Annotated in this window: 17 protein-coding genes and 1 pseudogene; 2 read left to right on the top strand and 16 right to left on the bottom strand. The window is 57.4% G+C overall.

Annotated elements, in window-relative coordinates; genetic code table 11:
* The first annotated feature begins 275 nt into the window (after window positions 1-275).
* Window positions 276-440: a hypothetical protein gene (locus PACILC2_RS22800; RefSeq protein ID WP_213531056.1), complete on the top strand. Its 165-nt coding sequence runs from the start codon at window positions 276-278 to the stop codon at window positions 438-440.
* A gap of 61 nt (window positions 441-501) precedes the next feature.
* Here the strand turns inward: PACILC2_RS22800 and PACILC2_RS22795 are convergent, their stop codons facing one another.
* The 16 genes and pseudogenes from PACILC2_RS22795 to PACILC2_RS22715 form a co-directional block, all read right to left on the bottom strand.
* Window positions 502-1,605, bottom strand: coding sequence for an ABC transporter permease (locus PACILC2_RS22795; RefSeq protein WP_213531054.1), 1,104 nt, complete (start codon window positions 1,603-1,605; stop codon window positions 502-504).
* Window positions 1,602-2,855, bottom strand: coding sequence for an ABC transporter permease (locus PACILC2_RS22790; RefSeq protein WP_213531052.1), 1,254 nt, complete (start codon window positions 2,853-2,855; stop codon window positions 1,602-1,604). Before PACILC2_RS22790 ends, PACILC2_RS22795 begins: the two co-directional genes overlap by 4 nt.
* 18 nt (window positions 2,856-2,873) lie before the next feature.
* Window positions 2,874-3,806, bottom strand: a complete 933-nt coding sequence (locus tag PACILC2_RS22785) for an ABC transporter ATP-binding protein (protein WP_213531050.1) — start codon at window positions 3,804-3,806, stop codon at window positions 2,874-2,876.
* 119 nt (window positions 3,807-3,925) lie between these two features.
* Window positions 3,926-4,564: a response regulator gene (locus PACILC2_RS22780; protein WP_213531048.1), complete on the bottom strand. Its 639-nt coding sequence runs from the start codon at window positions 4,562-4,564 to the stop codon at window positions 3,926-3,928.
* Window positions 4,542-5,534 (bottom strand): sensor histidine kinase, encoded by a 993-nt coding sequence (locus PACILC2_RS22775; protein WP_213531046.1) that lies wholly within the window; start codon window positions 5,532-5,534, stop codon window positions 4,542-4,544. Before PACILC2_RS22775 ends, PACILC2_RS22780 begins: the two co-directional genes overlap by 23 nt.
* On the bottom strand, window positions 5,531-5,695 hold the full coding sequence (locus PACILC2_RS22770) for a hypothetical protein (protein WP_213531044.1): 165 nt from the start codon (window positions 5,693-5,695) through the stop codon (window positions 5,531-5,533). Before PACILC2_RS22770 ends, PACILC2_RS22775 begins: the two co-directional genes overlap by 4 nt.
* A gap of 106 nt (window positions 5,696-5,801) precedes the next feature.
* Window positions 5,802-6,650, bottom strand: coding sequence for a sugar phosphate isomerase/epimerase family protein (locus PACILC2_RS22765; protein ID WP_213531042.1), 849 nt, complete (start codon window positions 6,648-6,650; stop codon window positions 5,802-5,804).
* Between the two features lie 18 nt (window positions 6,651-6,668).
* Window positions 6,669-7,748, bottom strand: a complete 1,080-nt coding sequence (locus PACILC2_RS22760; protein ID WP_213531040.1) for a Gfo/Idh/MocA family protein — start codon at window positions 7,746-7,748, stop codon at window positions 6,669-6,671.
* A gap of 31 nt (window positions 7,749-7,779) precedes the next feature.
* Complete coding sequence (locus tag PACILC2_RS22755) at window positions 7,780-9,141, bottom strand: extracellular solute-binding protein (protein WP_213531038.1); 1,362 nt, start codon at window positions 9,139-9,141, stop codon at window positions 7,780-7,782.
* Window positions 9,138-10,670, bottom strand: a complete 1,533-nt coding sequence (locus PACILC2_RS22750) for a response regulator transcription factor (RefSeq protein ID WP_280515376.1) — start codon at window positions 10,668-10,670, stop codon at window positions 9,138-9,140. Before PACILC2_RS22750 ends, PACILC2_RS22755 begins: the two co-directional genes overlap by 4 nt.
* Window positions 10,671-10,712: 42 nt before the next feature.
* Complete coding sequence (locus PACILC2_RS22745; RefSeq protein ID WP_213531034.1) at window positions 10,713-12,551, bottom strand: cache domain-containing sensor histidine kinase; 1,839 nt, start codon at window positions 12,549-12,551, stop codon at window positions 10,713-10,715.
* Window positions 12,552-12,705: 154 nt separating this feature from the next.
* Window positions 12,706-14,309: pseudogene (locus PACILC2_RS22740) on the bottom strand (glycoside hydrolase family 66 protein).
* A 225-nt stretch (window positions 14,310-14,534) separates the two neighbouring features.
* Window positions 14,535-15,368, bottom strand: coding sequence for a carbohydrate ABC transporter permease (locus PACILC2_RS22730; protein ID WP_062493699.1), 834 nt, complete (start codon window positions 15,366-15,368; stop codon window positions 14,535-14,537).
* On the bottom strand, window positions 15,368-16,339 hold the full coding sequence (locus tag PACILC2_RS22725; protein ID WP_213531028.1) for a carbohydrate ABC transporter permease: 972 nt from the start codon (window positions 16,337-16,339) through the stop codon (window positions 15,368-15,370). The genes PACILC2_RS22730 and PACILC2_RS22725 overlap by 1 nt, the downstream gene beginning before the upstream one ends.
* A gap of 111 nt (window positions 16,340-16,450) precedes the next feature.
* Entirely contained in the window at window positions 16,451-17,614 is a 1,164-nt protein-coding gene (locus tag PACILC2_RS22720; RefSeq protein ID WP_213531026.1) for an extracellular solute-binding protein, read from the bottom strand.
* Window positions 17,611-17,766, bottom strand: coding sequence for a hypothetical protein (locus PACILC2_RS22715; RefSeq protein ID WP_213531024.1), 156 nt, complete (start codon window positions 17,764-17,766; stop codon window positions 17,611-17,613). Before PACILC2_RS22715 ends, PACILC2_RS22720 begins: the two co-directional genes overlap by 4 nt.
* 271 nt (window positions 17,767-18,037) lie before the next feature.
* On the opposite strand from PACILC2_RS22715, the gene PACILC2_RS22710 reads away from it, so the two are divergent.
* On the top strand, window positions 18,038-18,916 hold the full coding sequence (locus PACILC2_RS22710) for an AraC family transcriptional regulator (protein WP_213531058.1): 879 nt from the start codon (window positions 18,038-18,040) through the stop codon (window positions 18,914-18,916).
* Window positions 18,917-19,049: the final 133 nt, after the last annotated feature.

Raw genomic sequence — 19,049 nt, 5'->3', positions numbered from 1 at the left:
TTTGATCCGTTCAAGCCCAACAAGCGGATTTTACCAAAATACTGTATTTTTGCAGGATTTTACTCCATAGTCATCTATTCGGGCCAAAGTTCCTGTATTTTTGCAGTTTTTTCGCCAAAGTAAATCGAGAAAGGGGGCTGAAGGCGGGGTACCGACGGACGGGCGACGATTTGACGGAAGGCGCGGACGGTTAAACAAAGGCAAATAGGAAGTGAGTTTTATACTTTAATATTAAAAAGCACCCGTTTCCTGCGGAAACGAAGTGCTTATTCGCCGTGCGCCGTGCGGTTATGGCCGTGCGCCGTGCGGTTGAGGCCGTGCGCCGTGCGGTTATGGCCGTGCGCCATGCGGTTGAGGCCGTGCGCCGTGCGGTTATGGCTGCGCGCTATGCGGTTGAGGCCGTGCACCATGCGGTTATGGCCGTGCGCCATGCGGCCTAGGTGCGCGCCGGGCGGCACAGCCGGCAGCCGGCCGTTTCGCTAACGCTCGGTCCCGCCGCCGCTAATGGGAACGCCGCTCGACCATGTTGATGCCGACGCCCATGCAGAGAACGGCAATCAGCAGCAGTTTAGCCAGCGGTGCGGCAAGTTCGGCCGGACCGTACTGCTGCAAGGCGATCCCTTTCATCGCTTCCATCGCATGCGTAAGCGGAACGAATTCGGAGACGGCCAGAATAATCGGATTCGTGACCGTCCCGGGCGGCCAGTAGGCTCCGCCGAGGAGCGGCATGGCGGCGGCGGCGATCTGCAGCACAATACCGAATTGCTCCGGCGTTCTCGTCAAGCCGGTGAGCAGCATGCCGACAGCAACGAGCGCGATTGTGTAGATGGCGGCGACGACGAGCAGCATGCCGTAACGGTCTCCGATCGGAAAGCCGAACACATAGCGGAACAACGCCAGGGCAACTGCAATATGCGTCATCCCGATGCAGAAGCTGTACCCCATATGACCGAGATAAATTTCCGTCTTCCGCAGCGGAGAGAGGATCATCCGGTCCCAGACGCCCGAGCTCCGCTCTTCCATGACCGCATTCACCTTGTAACCGACCGTCATAATGACCGTATACAGGGTGAAGGCGAACAACAGCTGCAAGCTCATGTCGTTCCGGACCGGCTCTCCGCCATCCGCCGCTTCGATCTCCAGCGCCAGCGGGGGCTGCCGCAAGCGCCGCTCGACATCTTCGAGATATTGCTGCGGATCGTCCGCGCTTGCGGCAGCGGCGCGAAGCTGCAGCTCTTCGTTATATACGGTGCGGACCAGCTCCTCCACTTCCCGGTTGGCCGGATTGTCGGCCGCCATGACGATACGGTAATCTTCCGCCATCAGCTTGACGGCCAGCTCCGCCCTTCCTTCCCGGACGTCGCGCAGCGCCCGCTCTTCCTCGATCAGCCGGAATTCGAACTTTCCCTCCCGGTTCAGCAGCCGCACCCATTCCGCCGCTTGCGGCGCTTCCAGCCCGTCGCCGGCGTAGACGGCGTACGACATTTTCTTGGCCGCTCCCATCCCGAACACGATCGTCAGCATAATGCCGAGCGCGATGAATAACAGAATCGCGTAAGGCGAACGTTTTTCTTTTTGCCATTGAGCCAGAAATACAGCGATCATGCAACTCGCCTCCTTGCCGGGAACAGATAGATGCCCGCAGTCAAGGTCAGAACGGCAAAGGCTGCCAGCTTCAAAAGCGAAGGCGCCATGTCCACTGCCGCAAAGCCTTGAATCCACAGCGTATACAGTGATATCGCCAGCCCGTTGGGCGTCCATACGCCGATCTGCATGACCCAGTCCGGCAACAGCGAGGCAGGGGTGAAGCTTCCGCCCGCAAGCGCCATGACCGTAACCGCGATGCTGCTGAACATCGAGCTCGCGGTCGAGCTTCGAAAGCGGAAGTTGAGCGCCGTAAGCAGCGCCGCAAAGCCCCCTACGCCTATGGACAAGACGGCATTGATCGCAGAGAGCCCAAGCCAGAAAGAGAAGGGCCGGCCCGGGAACAAGCCGAAGGCAAGATGCGACAGGACAAACAGCAGCGTAAGCTGCAGCCATGCGACACAGAAGGCCGCCCCCGCCTTGCCGCCCAGAAAGCGCAGCGGGTGACGATCGGCCAGCAGCACGCGGTCGAATACGCGGCCGCGCAACTCGGCGAATGCTTTGGCGGCGGTCGTGCCGGCTACGAACAAGACGAACATGACGCTCATCGCCAAAGTGAAATAAAGGAACGAATTCATCGGCTTGGCATCCGTCATCGACTCCACGCCGCCTGCGGCAAGCGCCGGCTCGGCGTCCGGACGGCCATATTCGCCCAGGGCGGTCCGGAAATTCAACGAGCGGACGAAGCCGTTCAGCATACCTTGCAGCACGTCGACATGCACCGGCGATTCGCCCGCCGTCAGACGCAGCGCAGCGCCGCCGTCTTCGCCGAGCAGCATGCCCACAAGCGCCTTGTACGTGAACTCCGGCGGTACGGTCAGTACAGCCTTCACTTCACCGCTCTCCAGCGCCGTATGAGCGGTCTCGGCATCCATCGGCACGAATTCGACGAACTTGCCGACTTCTTCATTCTCCATCATGCGCTTCAGCAGCGTATAGGGCGAAGCTTGCTCCGCGCTTGCGGCCAGCGCGGATTCGGCCGCTTCGGGCAACGAACGTCTCCGAAGCTCCGTACGAAAGCGCTCGATGCCGGACGCTTCGTCGTCTTCGACGACCAATGCCGCCTTCATCCGCAGCGCTTCCGGCGAGCCTTCCATCAATCCTTTCATGGCGAAGCCCAGTATCAGAATCATCAGAAAAGGCATGAGCAGCAGCAGAACGAGTCCTTTCCGGTCTCTCCAGAACAACAGCAAATCTTTCCACACAAACATGACGACCGTTCCCTTCCGTCAATCCCGTAATGTACGGCCGGTCAGATGCAGGAACACATCTTCCAGGCTGGGCGTATGCACATGAACGCGGAGAATTTCGACCTGATGCCGCTCGGCGATCTGCACGACCTGCGAGAGTATCCGGCTCTGCTTGGCGACGATCAGCTTCAGTCCGTTCTCCGTCTCTTCGACTTGCAGGACGGCATCCAGCATGCGCAGCTCCCCGGCCATCCCGGCGCCCGGCCCGTCCAGCTGGAGATGCAGGATATCCTCCCCGGTCAATATGCGCTTCAGCTCCTGCTTGCTCCCCGATGCAATCACTTTGCCGTGATCCATAATGTACATCCGGCTGCACAGCTGCTCGACCTCTTCCATGTAATGGCTCGTGTACAGCACCGTCGTCCCCTTCTCCCGGTTCAGCAGCCGTACCGTATCCAGAATATGATTGCGGGATTGCGGATCAATGCCGACTGTCGGTTCGTCCATAATGACGATCTCCGGCTCATGCAGCAGCGCAGCGGCGATATTGATGCGGCGCTTCATCCCTCCCGAGTAGGTGCGCACCAGCTCCTTCTGTCTCTCCCGCAAGCCGACCATGTCCAGCACTTCCTGTATGCGCAACTCCAGCTCCTTGCCCTTCAGCTTGTAGATGCGGCCGAAAAATTTCAAGTTCTCGTAAGCGGTCAATTCTTCGTAGAGGGCGATTTCCTGGGGCACGACGCCAAGCACCTTGCGAATGGCCGCAGGGTTTTTCACCACGCTATTTCCGTACAGCAGGACATCGCCGGATGTCGGCTTGATGAGTGAGGAGATCATCGAGATCGTCGTCGATTTGCCAGCACCGTTCGGTCCGAGCAGCCCGACCGATTCGCCCTTGTCAAGGTAGAGACTGACGCCTTGAACGGCATAGGTTCCTTTAAAACGTTTTACCAATTCCGTTGTTTCCAACATGATGCATGCGCTCCTTCTTGCCGGTTGGCCGATATGTATCCAGTATAAAGAAAAAAGACAGTGCTTCCACTGTCTTCCGTCATTCATTTGCCGCCCGGCCATGACTTCCGTCATGGCTGTTACACGAGGTCGTGGCGGATGGCGTAGATCGCCAGCTGTGTCCGGTCCCGCAATTCAAGCTTGTCGAGCACCTGACTGATATGGTTCTTCACTGTTCCGACCGATAACGACAGCCGCTCGGCGATTTCCTGATTGCTGCATCCTTCGCCGACAAGCCTCGCAATGTCCCGCTCGCGCGGCGTAAGCGACGGATCGGGTTCCGCCAGCTTCGGTTCGCCGGTCCTCAGCAGACGGGGCAGCACTTTGGCCGCCACCTGGTCTTCCAGCGACACGCCGCCGGAGAGCGCGCTCCGGATCGACCGGGTAAGCTGCGCCGGATCGGCATCCTTCAGCATATAGCCGCTTGCGCCCCGTTTCAGCGCTTCAAGCGCGTAATCGTCGTCATTGAACGTCGTCAGTATCAGCACTTTGCACGACGGCCAGCGGGAGCGGATGATGCCGGTCGCCTCCAGGCCATCCATCTCCGGCATGCGAATATCCATCACCGCGATGTCGAAGCGATGCGTTTCGCACAGCTGAACCGCTTCCCGGCCGTTCCGCGCCTCGCCCGTCACCTTCATCTCCGGATCGGTCTCGATCATCATTTTGAGCCCTTGGCGCACCATCGCCTGATCCTCAGCCAGCAATATTCGGATCATCTTTTCCCTCCTCCACGACTAGCGGAAGCGTGCCTTCCACAATAAACCGGCTGTGACCGGCAGCAATATGCAACCGGCCGCCGAGCGCTTCCAGACGCTCCCGCATCGACGACAGCCCGAAGCCTTCCCGAAACTCCGGCTTGGCGTTCCAGGGGTTGGATACGTGAAAGCGGAACACGCGCCTGCCCGGCGCCTCGAATTCGATCTCGACCTGCCTGGAAGTGCCATATCTCATCGCATTGGTCAGCGCTTCCTGGACAGCCCGGTAGATGGCGGCCGACTGCCTGGCGGTAAGCGGAACGGACAATACGCCTTCCCCGAGCGAGAACTTGACGCGGACGAAATTTTCCGCTTCCTGCCTGCGGATCAGCTCCATGATCGCCCCGAGCCCCTCTGTCTCTTCCCGATGGAGCGCCTTTACCGCCTTGCGGGTTTCGTTCAGACTTTCCTGCGCATATTGCTTCAACGCCTCGAACCGGGCGGCCGTCTCGCCGTCCGACTGCAGCCTGAACACCTCGAGCTGCATCAGCAAATTCGTCAGCCGGTGCCCGACCGAGTCATGCATATCTCTCGCGATCTTCGTACGCTCCTGCTGTCTGGCGATCTCTTCTCCCGCCGCCCCGGTCCGTTTGAGCCTGCGGTATTCGCTGAGCAGCGCATCTTTGACCGCCGATGTCTCCTCCAGCTCCGAACGAACCGTCCGGTACACGGCGGCAGCCGAACCGAAGATGAGTGCATACAACAGCAGAAAGCCGAGCGGCCAGAACGGCTTTCCCGCCAGCTCCGGCGACAATGCGGCCACCAGAGCGGCAACGCCTGCGACGAGCGCGTGCGGAGGCGGCAGACGATAGACCGCCTTGCCGGCCGCGATCGTATAGATCAACAGCGAATACGGATTGGCGGCATCCGCCTGTCCGGGCCAGAAAGTCGCCGCGGCGGCGGCGGCGGAGGCTGTGAGCAGCGCCGTCAAAGCAATCGGCCGAAACCGGAGAAGCGGCGCCAGGAAGAACAAGGCGAAAAAACGGCGCAGCCGGCCAGTTCATAGGCGCGCACCTGCTCCATGCCGTTATGCAGCAGCGCGGCGAGCCAGCTTGCCGCCAGCATGAACAGCCAGATCCAAAACGATCGCACAACTCCCCCGCCCTCCGTAATGAAAAAATGCTCCCGGACCTCCGTGAGGACGCTCGGCAGCATATCGATATCTGCATGTTCAAGATACTTGAATCTTCCTGTTTATTCAAGAATTATTTGCCGTTTGGCCGGAGATTGCATACGCGGCCCGCATCTTCATCAAACCGAGGGAGGCTACGTCAAGCGCAGATTGGCCGCCGAAATCCTCCGTAAACAATTCCAGCGACAGAAAGCCATCGTAACCGATTTCGTAGAGCAATCTCGCGAATGTGGCGGAAGGAGCGATGCCGTCGCCCGGGAACAGACGGTCCCGGTCGGCGATATGCTCCCGGCCGGGCGAAGCCGGATAATCATTGACATGAACGATCCCGATCCGGCTGCCGTTCAAATAGGACAGCGTCTCCAGACGGCTGCCGCCGACGTACATATGGAACGGATCGAGCAGCAGCTTCGCATCCGGATACCCGCTTTCCATCGCGACATATACGGCCTCGCTGAGCTTCGACAGCTTGCGGGCCCTTCCCCAAAACTCCAGATACGGCTCGACGCCCAATGGCCTGCCGAGCTCGATCAATCTGGCATATTGAGCCGCCATCTCCTCCAGCGGCACGTTCTCTACTTGGCCGAAAGGCGGAGCCGCCACCGCGCCGCAGCCGATTTCGGCCAGCATCTCCATCTCCCGCTTGGCCTGCCCGAAGCTTTGCTCGCGGACCGCAGGGTCTTCATCCGCCCATTTGAAGAAGGCGATCGCGTTCACGACGGCGATTCCCGTATCCGCAATATATCTTTTTAACGACGCCAACGTATGGCCGGCAGCGGCATAAGCTTCCAAATCGCGCATCCAAATTTCGATTCCCTCATATCCCGCTTCCGCGGCTACGCGGATTTGTTCCTTCAATTCCAGCTTGAACGGGAACAAGGTTGAAGCGTTTAACGATGTCCTGAACGGCAGCATGAACGGATCGCCTTCTTTCTATTCAAGTGTCCGTGCGGAAAGGTCCTCGACCGAAACCGTCCGTTTCCATTCATTCGAGCGGACGACGGCCTCCAGTACTTTCTGATTTTCATAACCGGCCATGAAATCGGGCAAGCTGCCGCTCGGCGTTCCGGCCAGCAGACCGGCGAAGTCTTCCCACTGGGACAGCTTGACCCGTTGCGGTACATCCAACTTCTTCTCCACGAGTTCGCCGCTTTCCTCATCGATGTGGATCCAGACCAGCTTGTCCGGATGAAGCGTGCTGGCATGCAGCGTTCCCCGGTCGCCGTACAACGAGATTTCCAGTTGATTGCCGGAACCGATCGCGTTGCGCGACGTCTGGAACACGCCGGCCGCACCGTTTGCCATCCGTGCCTGAAAGCTGGCAAAATCGTCCACTTCCACCTTGATCCATTCGTCGGAGGTCAGGCTTTTTCTGCTGGAAATAAACGTTTCCAAATTCGCCGACAATTCCCGGAAAGGACCGATCAGGTAGTGGGCCAGATCGATCATATGCGCGCCCAAATCGCCAAGCGCCCCGGTGCCGGTCACGCTTTTGTCCAATCTCCATACGAAAGGCTGATTGTAAACGGCGGCCCCCCAGCTTTGCAAATATTGAACCGAGAAGCTCCGTACGTCCCCGATTTTCCCTTGCGTCAGCCATTCCTTGGCATACCGGAAAGCCGGCGTATAGCGGTAGCTAAAGCCGATCATCGCAGGGACAGGCCCCTGTTCATAATACCGTTTCAGCTCTTCCGCCTCGTCGAAGGTCATCGTAAACGGTTTCTCCGACAAAAACGGCTTTTTCGCTTCCAAGCAACTTCTCATAATTTCCGCGTGCACCAGATTGGGCGTCACGGAAACTACGGCATCGACATCTTCATCCCGAATCAGCTTGTGAAAATCGGTGAACCGCTTCTCCGGCGGAATACCCAGTTGATCGCCGACCTTTTCGAGAGCGGCATGCTGAACATCGCAAATGGCGGTGATGGTCGTGTTGGGCACGTTTTTCAAACCGTTTATATGAACGTTCGCCATTCCGCCCAGTCCGATCAACCCGATACGAAACAATTTCATTCTCGAACCTCCTCATCCTTGGGTCACCCACTCAGTATAGACGGCGGAAAACCGGACGGAAATGGCAAGAAGATACTTTATTTGTACAATACCGACTTTTTCTCCTGATTTGCCAGCAGCGCGTCGATTTTTCGGACGTCTCCCGAAGCGTCGTTTCCACATCGCTGCCCCGCATGAATATATCCTCCATCGCCGCTTCGTACAGCTTCTCCACCTCATTCCATTGCGGGATGGCGGGACGATAGAAAGCTTGCTGAATCCCGTCCATAAAAGCTTCCAGATAACGGTTGGCCTTGCTGTCCGAGCGGCGGCCTTCCTCGAAAGCTTCGGTATTGACCGGAATGAGCCCGGCCTTGAGGAGCGTCAGCTGCGTTTCCTTCTTCACCAGCCAGCTCATGAATGTCCATGCCTCCGGCTTGTGGCGCGCGCCTTTGGTCATCACAAGGCTTTCGCCGCCGATGACGGAGCCGTATTCGCCGTCTGTCGGGAAAGGCGCCGGCTTCGTCCGCTCCAGCAGATCGACCTCCACGCCCGAGGAATTCAGAAGAATGCTGTAATACCACGGCCCCTCGTCGATCATGAGGAAGCGGTCCTCGTCGTACACCTCCCGCCACAAATCGGCGTTCCCCTTCAGCAACCACGGATTGATGACGCCTTCCCGGTACAGCCCGAGCAATTGCTTCATCGCCGCTATGCTCCGTTCGCTGTTCAAATAGCCGTCTGTGCGGGTGAAGTCTTCATCCGCCAGCTGTCCTCCGAGCGCCATAAAATACGGCAGACTGTTCCACATGCCGACGTCCGACATGCCCAGCGCGTACCCGTTGTCGCGGGCAAGCTTCACAAGCTCGGAGAAGGAGGACGGCGGCTCGGCAACGCCCAGCCCGGACAGAAGCCGCTCATTGTAAATGGCCGCTTTCGTCGTGATGTTGAGCGGAAGTCCGTAGGTATGATCGGCGTAACGGTTCGTCTCCATCATGCGTCCCTGCAGCTGCCGCGACACGTTCCCGAACTCGGGAAACCGCTCCAGCGGCTGCAGCAGATTGCGTTGAGCGAACAGGGACACCCACGTATAATCCATGCGGATAATGTCCGGCGTCTTCCCTGCCGACGCGCGCGCAAGCAGAGCGGCGTGGTATTCCCGGTTATGGGTCTGCCTTACCGATTCGATGCGAATGTCGGGATGCTCCGCCTCGAACTTCGGAATGACCTCCTTCTCGAACACAACCGTTTCTTCGTCGCTGTACGTATGCCAGATGACGATGCGCTTCTGCGGCTCGTCGCCGAGCCTTTTCACCGTGCTCATGTCGTCAATGACGGAATTGCCCATGCAGCCTCCGAGCGCTGCGACCATTATAACGGCTGCGGGCAGCGCTTTGAGCGTTCTCAACTTCATGGGGCGCTCTCTCCCTTCAAGGTCCCGCCGCCAGTCGTCCGGTGCGGATGCCACTCCCGGTAATCGACGGGCGAGTGGCCGGTCATCTTCTTGAAGAGCTTACTGAAGTACTTCACGTCGTTAAAGCCGGACTGCTCCGCCACCTCGTACACCTTCAGCTCGGTGCCGGCGAGCAGCTCCTTCGCCTTCTGGATGCGCAGCGTGATAACGTAGTCGATGAAATTTTGGCCCGTTACCTTCTTGAACAGAATCGAAAAATAATTTTTGCTCACATGAACGAAATCGGCAACCTGCTGCAGCGTCAACGTCTCCAAATAATGCGCGCGGATGTAGTCCAGCGCCTTGTCGATCGGATGGCCCGTGCCCTGCGCATCGAAGCTTTCCAGGCGGGCCTTCCGCAGCTCCGCGATACTGAGCTTCAGCGTTTCGCACTGCTCGTCGAGCGTCTCCGTCTTGAACAGCCGGTCGAAGCAATCCACAAGCGCATAGGGGTCCACATGCCGCTTGAACATCAAGGACAATACGCGGCTCGCCTCTTCCTTCAGCGCAATGGGCGAGCGGCCGCCCTGCGACCAATCGGCGCGCCATTCCTCCAGCAGCTCGCCGACCCGTTCGTCGCCGGCGGCCGCAGCCGTTTGATACATCGTAGGCAGATGCTTGCCTTCGCGCCGAATTGCGGCGGACGCATCGTATGCGAAGATGCCGCTGCCCTCGAAGAAGCCCCGGTCGGACGCTTCCTGGCTGCGAACGAAGACGGCGCGGATTTCGTCTGCTCCCCGGCCTTCCGCATAACCGAACGTTACGCTGGTTCCGCCATCGAGCTCAAGCAGCCCCTTCAGCCCGCGAAGACGTTCGGCCATCGGCGGGCCGGCCTGCGGACCGGAATTATCCTTAGGCCCGGGCATCAGGAAAAACAACTCATTTTCCGCCGTCTGAACCGCGATCCCCTCCGGCACTTCCGCGTACAGCGCATCCGCAAATTGCTCGAGCAAAACCGACTTGTACAAATAGCCGTGCTGCTCTTCGATTGCCGATATCCGGTTCAGCTTAATATGGAGCGCGATATACGCATCGTCAAGCCATGCCGGATATTCGCCTGCCGGCAGACGCTCCGTGCGCTGGATCAGATGCAGCTTCAGCTCGCCCTCGTAGCGTTTGCGCAGCAGCGCTGCCTTTTCCCGGTCTGCGCCATTCAGCCGGCTGCGCATCCGGCGCTCTTCCTCGAGCGTCTCCTTGCACTTGCGCACGATCTCGAGCAGCTCCTCCGGCTCCAGCGTATGCTTCAGAATGTAATCCACGACACCGAGCTTGATTCCTTCCCTTACGTACTCGAAGTCGTTGTGGCTGCTCACGAGTATGACCTTCATGCCGGGATTGATCGCCAGCGCGCGCCGCGTCAGGTCCAGACCGTCCATAATCGGCATCTTGATATCCGTAATCAGAATATCGATCGGCTCTCTTTCCAGCCTCTGCAGCGCCTCCGCTCCGTTCGCGCAGTCGGCCGCAATCTCGATCCCTTCCCCGTCCAGTCTACCGAAGCCTTGATCCCGAAACGAATGATCGGCTCGTCGTCAACAATCATTGCCCGCCACATTATCGCTCACCTTTCCTGCTGCGGCATTTTTTTGCGGATACAGGACGATCTTGGCCAGCGTGCCGCCTTCTTCCCGGCGATGCAGTGCCACCTCCGAGGCCCGATCGAAATAAAGCCGCACGCTTTCGTACACATGCTGAAGGCCGATGCCTGTCACGCCGCCCCGGACCGCTTCTTCCACCGACTTCGTCAGTTCCGACTTGTGAGGCAAAATGCCAAGGCCGTCGTCTGCGACCGTAATGACGGTCGCCTCCCCTTCCTGACGAACCTCGATTTCGATTTCGCCGTCCGTATTTTTCGGCACGATGCCGTGAAAGATCGCGTTCTCGACCAGCGGCTGAATCAGCATGCGCGGCACCGGCAGCTCCGCCGCATCGTCGTCCTTCCGAACGGTCAGCTTGAAGCGCTTGTTGTAGCGCATTTCCAGAATGACCAAATATTTTTCGATAATGTCCAGTTCCTCGGCAATCGTCACGAAATTGCCTTTCCTGCCCATATTCGCTTCCAGCAATCTCGTCAGGGCGGAAATACCTTCGTAAGCCCGCTCCGACTGCCCGTATTTGATCAGCCACCGGATCGTGCCGAGCGTATTGAACAGAAAATGCGGATTGATGCGGTGGATGACCGCCCGCAGCTCCGCCTCCTGCTTCCGCTTCTGCTCCTCGGTCACCTGCTCCATCAACCGATTGATGTCGGTAATCATTTTGTTGAACTGATGGCTCAAGAGGCCGAATTCGTCGCTTGTGCGCACATCGGTCTGCACGGTCAAATCGCCCTTCTGCACCCGCTTCATCTGTCTTGTCAGCTGCTTGATCGGCCGCGTGACCCGATTGGCGATGATCAGCCCCATGCCGATCCCGAGCAGGGTGAACGCTCCGAAGGAGAACAGAATGTTCCGGTGCAGCGCGCCCAGCTTGTCGGTAATCTCGTGAACGGGGACGGTCCCGACCAGCATCCAGCCGTTGCTGAGCGCCTGCTTCACGCCGTAATACGGTATATCGCCCTGGCGAAACTCGAATTCGACGTAGGGATCTTCCGTAATATGGGAGAGCAGCTCCGGGTTGTCGACCGGCTTGCCGATTTGGTCCGTATCCGCGGCAATCATGATGCGCCCCTCCCCGTCGACGACGAGGAAGCTCCCGGTCTCGCCGAGCTTCATCTCCTCAATGGTGTCGATCACCTTGCGTCCGTTCAGATTGACGAGAATATAACCGATCGTCTCGTTGCTCACGTAATCCTTGATCGCCCGGCCGATCGGCAGCACCATCTGTGTCGTATCGCCGGCGCTGCTGAGCTGATCCGCCTGAATCCCGTCCCACACGAGTCCTCCTTCCAGCTTGCGGGCCTTCGCCGTCCAGGGCTGGTTTTCCACATCGTAGCGCGACAGCTTGATTCTGGAGAAGGTGCCGCTGCCCCATCCCGTCGCGCTGTCCTTCAGGACGTATACGATGCTGACGAAGGAGCTGGAATAGACGGCATTGTTCAGGAAGCTCTTCATTTCATCCTCATTGCTCCGCCATTCGAGCAGATCCGTGCCGCTCGTCGGACTGTTCGAAAGCACATGCCGGATGCGGGGGTCGATGTAGATCATGTCGGACACGTCGCTGCCGGCATTCAGAATAAAAGATAAGGAATCCGCGCCCTGCTTGGCGATCTGGATCGATGCGTCCCGCACGTTCCGCTTCACGGTCGCGTTGGATACGATATAGAAGGAGAAGCTCGTAAACAAGGTCGAGATCAGAATGACGATGACGAAAGCAAAGATCATTCTCGTTGTAAACGTCATTCGTTTCGTTATCCGGTATTTTTCGAGCATGCCTTCCTCCTCCGTTGCTTCTTCCGTCCATTATTGTAGTCTATCGCTGCGGCAACGCAAAATGAAAAAGTAGCCAACACCCCGGCAACGACGGAAAGACGCCTGCATCAGGCGTCTCTTTGATTATACGCAAATACGCGGCCGAATCGCTCGGTTACGGCCGGCTGCCGTATTCCAATACGACCATGTCCCAATATTTCAGCTTCGGCAGCGTCAGCTCCAGCACGCCGTCCTTCTGCGTGAAGTCCAAAGCGACCGCAGAACCGTTGTAATAATCCGGCGAAGCCATCCACACCTTCTTCACCTTGCCGTCCGCGTTTACTTTCAGCTTCAGGTCCGTCTGCTCTTCCGGTTCGGTCTGCGTCGCGTCCGCATCCTTCCATTCCATGCCGGTGACGCCGGTGAAGTTGATCAGATGAAACACCTGTCTGCCGCTTGCCTCCTTGGCGAAGCTCCACACCTTGCCCCGCTCCGGCTCGGATGATAACGCCGGACCGTTCACGGTTTCCGCCTGCAGCTCGATATCGGCCGCTTTGTCGCGCAGCAGATTTTGATAAGCGGTCAGAAAGTCGTAATAGACGATCAGCGCATCCTTCAGCGCATCCGGCATGGTCAGGTTTTTGTTCGGAAAATATTCCTTCGCCAGCATGTTCTCGCCGAGCTCCAGATGCGCTCCCCCCGAGGCGAAGATGACGGCGTCCGTCAGCAGCACGCCCGGCGTGTTGAACTCGCCCGGCGAATCGGCGTGATTGTAGTTCATATAAGCGGCCAACACGGTGCTTAATCCGCCGCCGCTGTACTTCAGATTCTGGTCCACGATTTCCTTCAAATTGCGGTACAGCGGATGAGCGTCCCATACTTCGGTATACAGGAACTTCACCGGCGCCTTCGCGATATACGGCTGGCCGAATTGGCCGACCGCGTTCATGACGTAATCGACGTCCAGATCCTGCTTCGCCGCTTCCAGGAACGGGCCGTACGTTTCCGGCAAATTGACCTTGTCGGCGTTGCCGTCGTACAAGATGCCCCGGTCGCCGAGCTGATCGACATGCCAGCCGTCAAACGGCAGATGACGGTACACTTCCTTCTCCTTGTCGATCAAATAACGCTGCCACTCTTCATGGCCGGGATTCATAAGCATAATGTCGCTCGCCCAGCTGTCCGGCAGCGGATGGCGGTCCTGATTTTCCAGCAGAGGGTCCTTGAACAGCCCCCACTCCCGCTTCACGCCGTCGGCCTCCGCATCCTCGAACGCGCCGAACAGCAGGTTGTAGTTCATCGCCTTCATGTTTTGCCGTGGGCAAGGTCGATATAGGTTTTGACCGTATCGTAGGACACCATCCGGTTCGCAATATCCGGCCATTGCGACGCGGGCCGGTCCCCGTCCATCTTGAGCGGAATATGATGCTTCCACTGCCAGTCGTAGAACTGAAGGCCGTTAATGCGGTAGCGGTTCAGCCGCTCGATAATCTCTTCCTGCTCCGCGCTGTCCATCGCCATAAAATCGGCGAGATAGCCGTAGCGCGGAAACTTGCCCCAATCCGAGGAGACGTCCACCGCAATGTTGGCGTGATCCGCAATTTCCCGGCCCTGCTTCAAATAAATTTCCGCCATATAGCCTTTGAAATCATCCTTCGGGGGCGTCCACTCCCACTTCACCTCCGGGGAGCCGTCCCATTGTATCGTCGTTTCTTCGACGATCTCGTCCAGATGCTTGTAGCGGACGATCAGCTCGCCGCCCTGCTCCGTCTCTTCCATCGTCACCGTATATAGGACGGGTTCGCCGGGATTGTACCTTGCTTTGTCCGTCGTCACGTATGCAATCTGACCGGCGCTGCCGGCCTTCTGCGGTCCGACCGTTTCTTTCTTACCGAAGCAACCCGCCAGCAATGCGGACATGAGCAGTATACCGGCACAAACGGTCGTCGTTCCGTACCGGAATCCAGTCGTTTTCATGATTCGCATATTCTCCTTGTCATCGATTTAGCCTTTCACGCCGCCTTCATTGTAGCCGGATTGCACGAACTTCTTCTGGAATGTCATGTAAAGCAGAATGACAGGCAGCAGGGCGATCACAGACGCCGCGAATACTTGGCCGTAGTTGGTCGAGTACTTGTCGTTGAACATCAGAATCGCGATCGGCAGCGTACGCAGCGCTTCGCTCTTGATGAGGGTCAGCGCCAGGAAATATTCCTCCCACGTGCCCTGAAAAATAAAGATCGCCAGCGTTCCCAACGCGGGCAGCGACTGGGGCAGGTAGATGTTCCAGAAGATGCGCCAGTTGCCGCCGCCGTCAATCAGAACGGATTCTTCCAGCTCCTTCGGAATGCTCTCGAAAAACCCGCGCAGGAAAAACACGTTGCCGATAACGCCGCCCGCGATGTAAACGAGCCACAGGCCGCTGTAGGTGTTCACGAGTCCCATCTCTTTGATAATGACGAATTGCGGAATAATGTTGATGACGCCCGGGATAAAAATCGTCAGCAGGAACAGACGGAAAATCAGCTCCTTGCCGGGGAAGGTGAATCTGGCGAAGCCGTAGGCCGTCAGCGCGCCCAGCAAAAGAGAGCCTACCATCGCAACGGATGTGACGATGACGCTGTTCATGAAATAGTTGACGAAATTGTTTTTGTTCCAGACGGTGATATAGTTCGTGAAATTGATGTTGACCGAAAAGACCTGATCCGGCTTGGGCAGCGTATTCGTGCCCAGGAAGAACGTCGTCAGGATCATATAAATGAACGGGAAGACGAACAGAAGAGCGCCGGTTATGATAATCGCGTAAACGATAATTTGATTGATTAGCGAAGTTCTCATTAGCGATCCTCCTTAAAACATGCGCTGTCTTCCGATTTTTTCATTTGCGTGTAGGTGAGAATGAACACAAGCAAGCCCATCATGACGCCCATCGCGGAAGCCGGCCCGAACTTCATATTCTGGAACGCCTCGATGTAGATCAGGCTCGGAATGACATGCGTCTGGTTCATCGGTCCGCCTTGGGTAATGAAATAAACTTGCGGGAAGAAACCGAAGGCGCCGTTAATGAGATTGATGACAACGAACAGCGTAATCGGCTTCAGGAGCGGAATCGTAATGCGCCAGAACTTCTGCATGACGTTCGCTCCGTCGATGTCGGCCGCTTCGTACAGATCCTTCGGAATGCCCTGAAGCGCGGCCAGATAGATGACGACGCCCCAGCCGACGGTCTTCCAGATGTGAAACAGCCAGATCATCACCATGGCTGACCAGTAATGGTTGCGCCAGGAGATCGGTTCCGAAATGATGCCGAGCTGCTTGTGCAGGATGAAGTTGATAATGCCGCCGTCTCCGTCCGCGAACAAATATTTGAACAAGAGTGCGATGATGATCCAGGATGTCACGATCGGCAAGTAATAGATGGTGCGGAACGCAATCTTGAATTTGACGAATTTGGCGTTAATCAGCACCGCGAAGAACACGGCAAGGAACCAGTTGACCGGCACAGTGGCCGCCACGTTCAGAAAGGTGTTGCGCAAAGCGATGAAAAACCGGTCGTTCGGGTCCTGGAACACCTTCAAATAGTTGTCGAAGCCGACCCACGCGTTCGTCGCGTTCGGCATGATGCTGAAGTCCTGGAAGCTGATCATAATATTGCGGACCATGGGGTAAAGCACGAATACGGCCGTGCCGATAAAGCCAAGCGCCACGAACGGCAGCACCGCCATCCATTGCCTCAGGCCGATCGCTAGCCTGCTCTTCCTTGTATGAGGAGCGTTACGGATCTCCGGTGACATGAAGGAACTGGACATAAGCTTGAGGACTCCTTTCGTTGAATAAGCGGAATGCGTATTTTCCGGGAAAAGGGCTGCTTCGCCGAAGCGGCTGCTTGGCAAAGTAGCCCTGATGGATACTGTCTCGTTTTACTTCAAAATCGCTTCGATTTGCTTCACCGCATCGTCAAGCGCAGCCTTCGGCTCCTGCTCGCCGCGGATCGCCTTCTCGAACGCCAGGTTGAAGATCGCTTCCAGTTCGCCCCATTGCGGAATCGGCGTGCGCGGCAGTGCGGTTTTCAGCTGCTCCACATAGGTGTCGACGAACGGGATGTTCATCGAGGTCATCGCTTCGGCCGCCGCTTTGTTCGACGGGATCAGGCCCGTCTCCGCCATAATCTTCTGCGGCTCTTCGGTAAGCATCCACTTCGCGAACGTCCACGCTTCCTCCGGATGCTTGGAGTTGGCGAATATAACCAGGTTCTCGCCGCCGATAACCGAACGGCTGCCGCCGTCGCCCGCCGGCATAACCGCCCGGACGGTCTCTTCCAGCGGATCGAAGCCTGTCGCTTCCTTCTCTGCGATTTTCGTGCTGTAGAACCATGGCCCGTCATCGGACATCAGGTATTCGCCGCTGATGATGCCGTCCCAGGTGCCCGGCTCGCCGCCGAGCATAACCGGAAGCACCAGTCCTCTGTTGTTCCAATCGACGATAGTCTCCAGCGCCTTCACGCTTGCCTCGCTGTTCAGATAACCGTCTACCTCGGTGTAATCTTCATTGGTGATGGACCCGCCAAGGCTCCAGAACCAGGGCGCAAGCCCCCAGGCGTGAATGCCGGATATGCCGATGCCGTATTTGCCTTTGCTCTTCAGCTTTTCGGCCGCCGCGACCAGTTCATCCATCGTCTTCGGCGGTTCCGTCAGACCCGCTTCGGCCAGCGTCGCCTTGTTGTATATCGCAACTTTCGTATTGGTGTTGACCGGCACGCCATAGTAACCGCCGTTATAATAGTTCGTCGCCATCGGCGCTTCGAACGTATTCGCCTTCAGCTCCTCGAAGCCGTCCAGCTTGCTCAAGTCCATCAGCGAGTTCTGGGCCGCGAACTCGGGCACCCATACGATGTCCATGCGCATCAGGTCCGGCGCCGCGTCGCCGGCCACGCCCGCGATGACTTGCTGCTTCAGCCCTTCGTACGGCATGCGGGTCAGCTTCAGCTCGATGTTCGGATACGCTTCCTCGAACAAAGGCTTGATCTTTTCGGTGAGCACGGCCTCTTCCGCATCGCTGTACGTATGCCAATATTCGATCGTCACTTTTTGCCGGCCGGCTTGTCTCCTCCGCCATTGTCGGCGCCACCGTTGCCGGCGCTTCCTTCGTTCCCCCCGTTACCGCCCGAGCATGCCGCCATGACCAGCACAACGATCAGTGCAAGAGCCGTAAGCGCCGCTTTTCTTACGTTTTTCATTCTCTATATACTCCCCTCATCGATTTGTTTCATCTTGATTATGGAGTACGAACCGGGAGGGGGTAACCGTTTGCATTCCTGTGATGGTGTCGGATATTCCTGTTTGCGATTTGGGCGTATCGGCCTGCAGACTGAAAAACCGTCTATTTATCCGATGATGCTGAATATCGGACACCATGCGATTTTCGGCCGGCTGTGATAGAATAATCGGAAATGCCAGCTGTTTTTGTACAATACCGACTTTTCCCGAAGGAGAGGATAGCGCTTGCGGATGCTGGCCGTGAATGTGGAACTCGTTCCTGCCATCAAGCTGATGGGCTATGTATCCTACTCGACTCCCTGGATGCATTTCAAGCGGAATACGGATGAATATGTGCTGTATATCATCAAAAACGGCGAACTTCATATGCGGGAGGAAGGCGTCGATTACATTCTGAGGCGCGGAGACATGCTTCTGCTGGAGCCCGGTCTGGAACATGAAGGAACCCGGAAGGCGCTTTGCGACTACTACTATTTTCATTTCAAGCATCCCGACATGTCCGCCCTATCGGTTGACAATGTTGCGGAGCTGGCCAGACGCTCGATTCTGGAGGATGCCGGCGAAGGCGACGAACAACCGGTTTGCCATTTTCCAAAACATTTCAGCCTTTCGGACAAAAACGGTTTTCACCAGACGATGCACGCGATGAACGATCTGCTTCAGTTGTACCGGCGCAAACATTTCAACAGGGGGCTGACCGCGCTTCGATTTTCCGAGTTGCTGATCGAGTTGTCGAGGGCGTACTTTCTGAACGTTCTGCGCAGCGACAAGGGGCCCGGCTCGAAAGCGATTGTGAAGGTCCATGCGCTGCTGGACTTTATCCACCGGTATTATGCCGACAAAATCACGAGCCGTCTAATCGAAAAGGAATTTGAATCGAACTACGATTATTTGAACCGCGTGTTCAAGGAATTTACCGGATACACCATTACGAGATACGTCAACAAGGTCCGCATCCAGCATGCGCAGGAGCTGATCCAGGCCACGCATATGAGCTTCGGCGAGATCGGTTACCTGGTCGGACTGGACGATCCTTATTATTTCAGCAAGGTGTTCAAGCAGCACGTCGGACTGTCTCCGATGCAGTACTACAAGAAAGTGAGAGAGTAGCGAAGCGCCGCGTGCGGGGGGTTAGGTGGACGGGGCGTTAGACGGGCAGACAGGCGTTAGGCGGACTGGCGTTAGCCGGACTGGCGTTAGCCGGACTGGCGTTAGCCGGACTCGGCGTTAGCCGGACTGGCGT

Origin of the sequence: Paenibacillus cisolokensis (assembly GCF_018403665.1) — a bacterium.
Classification (GTDB): domain Bacteria; phylum Bacillota; class Bacilli; order Paenibacillales; family Paenibacillaceae; genus Paenibacillus_AH; species Paenibacillus_AH cisolokensis.
This window is presented reverse-complemented; position numbering and strand designations above follow the sequence as displayed.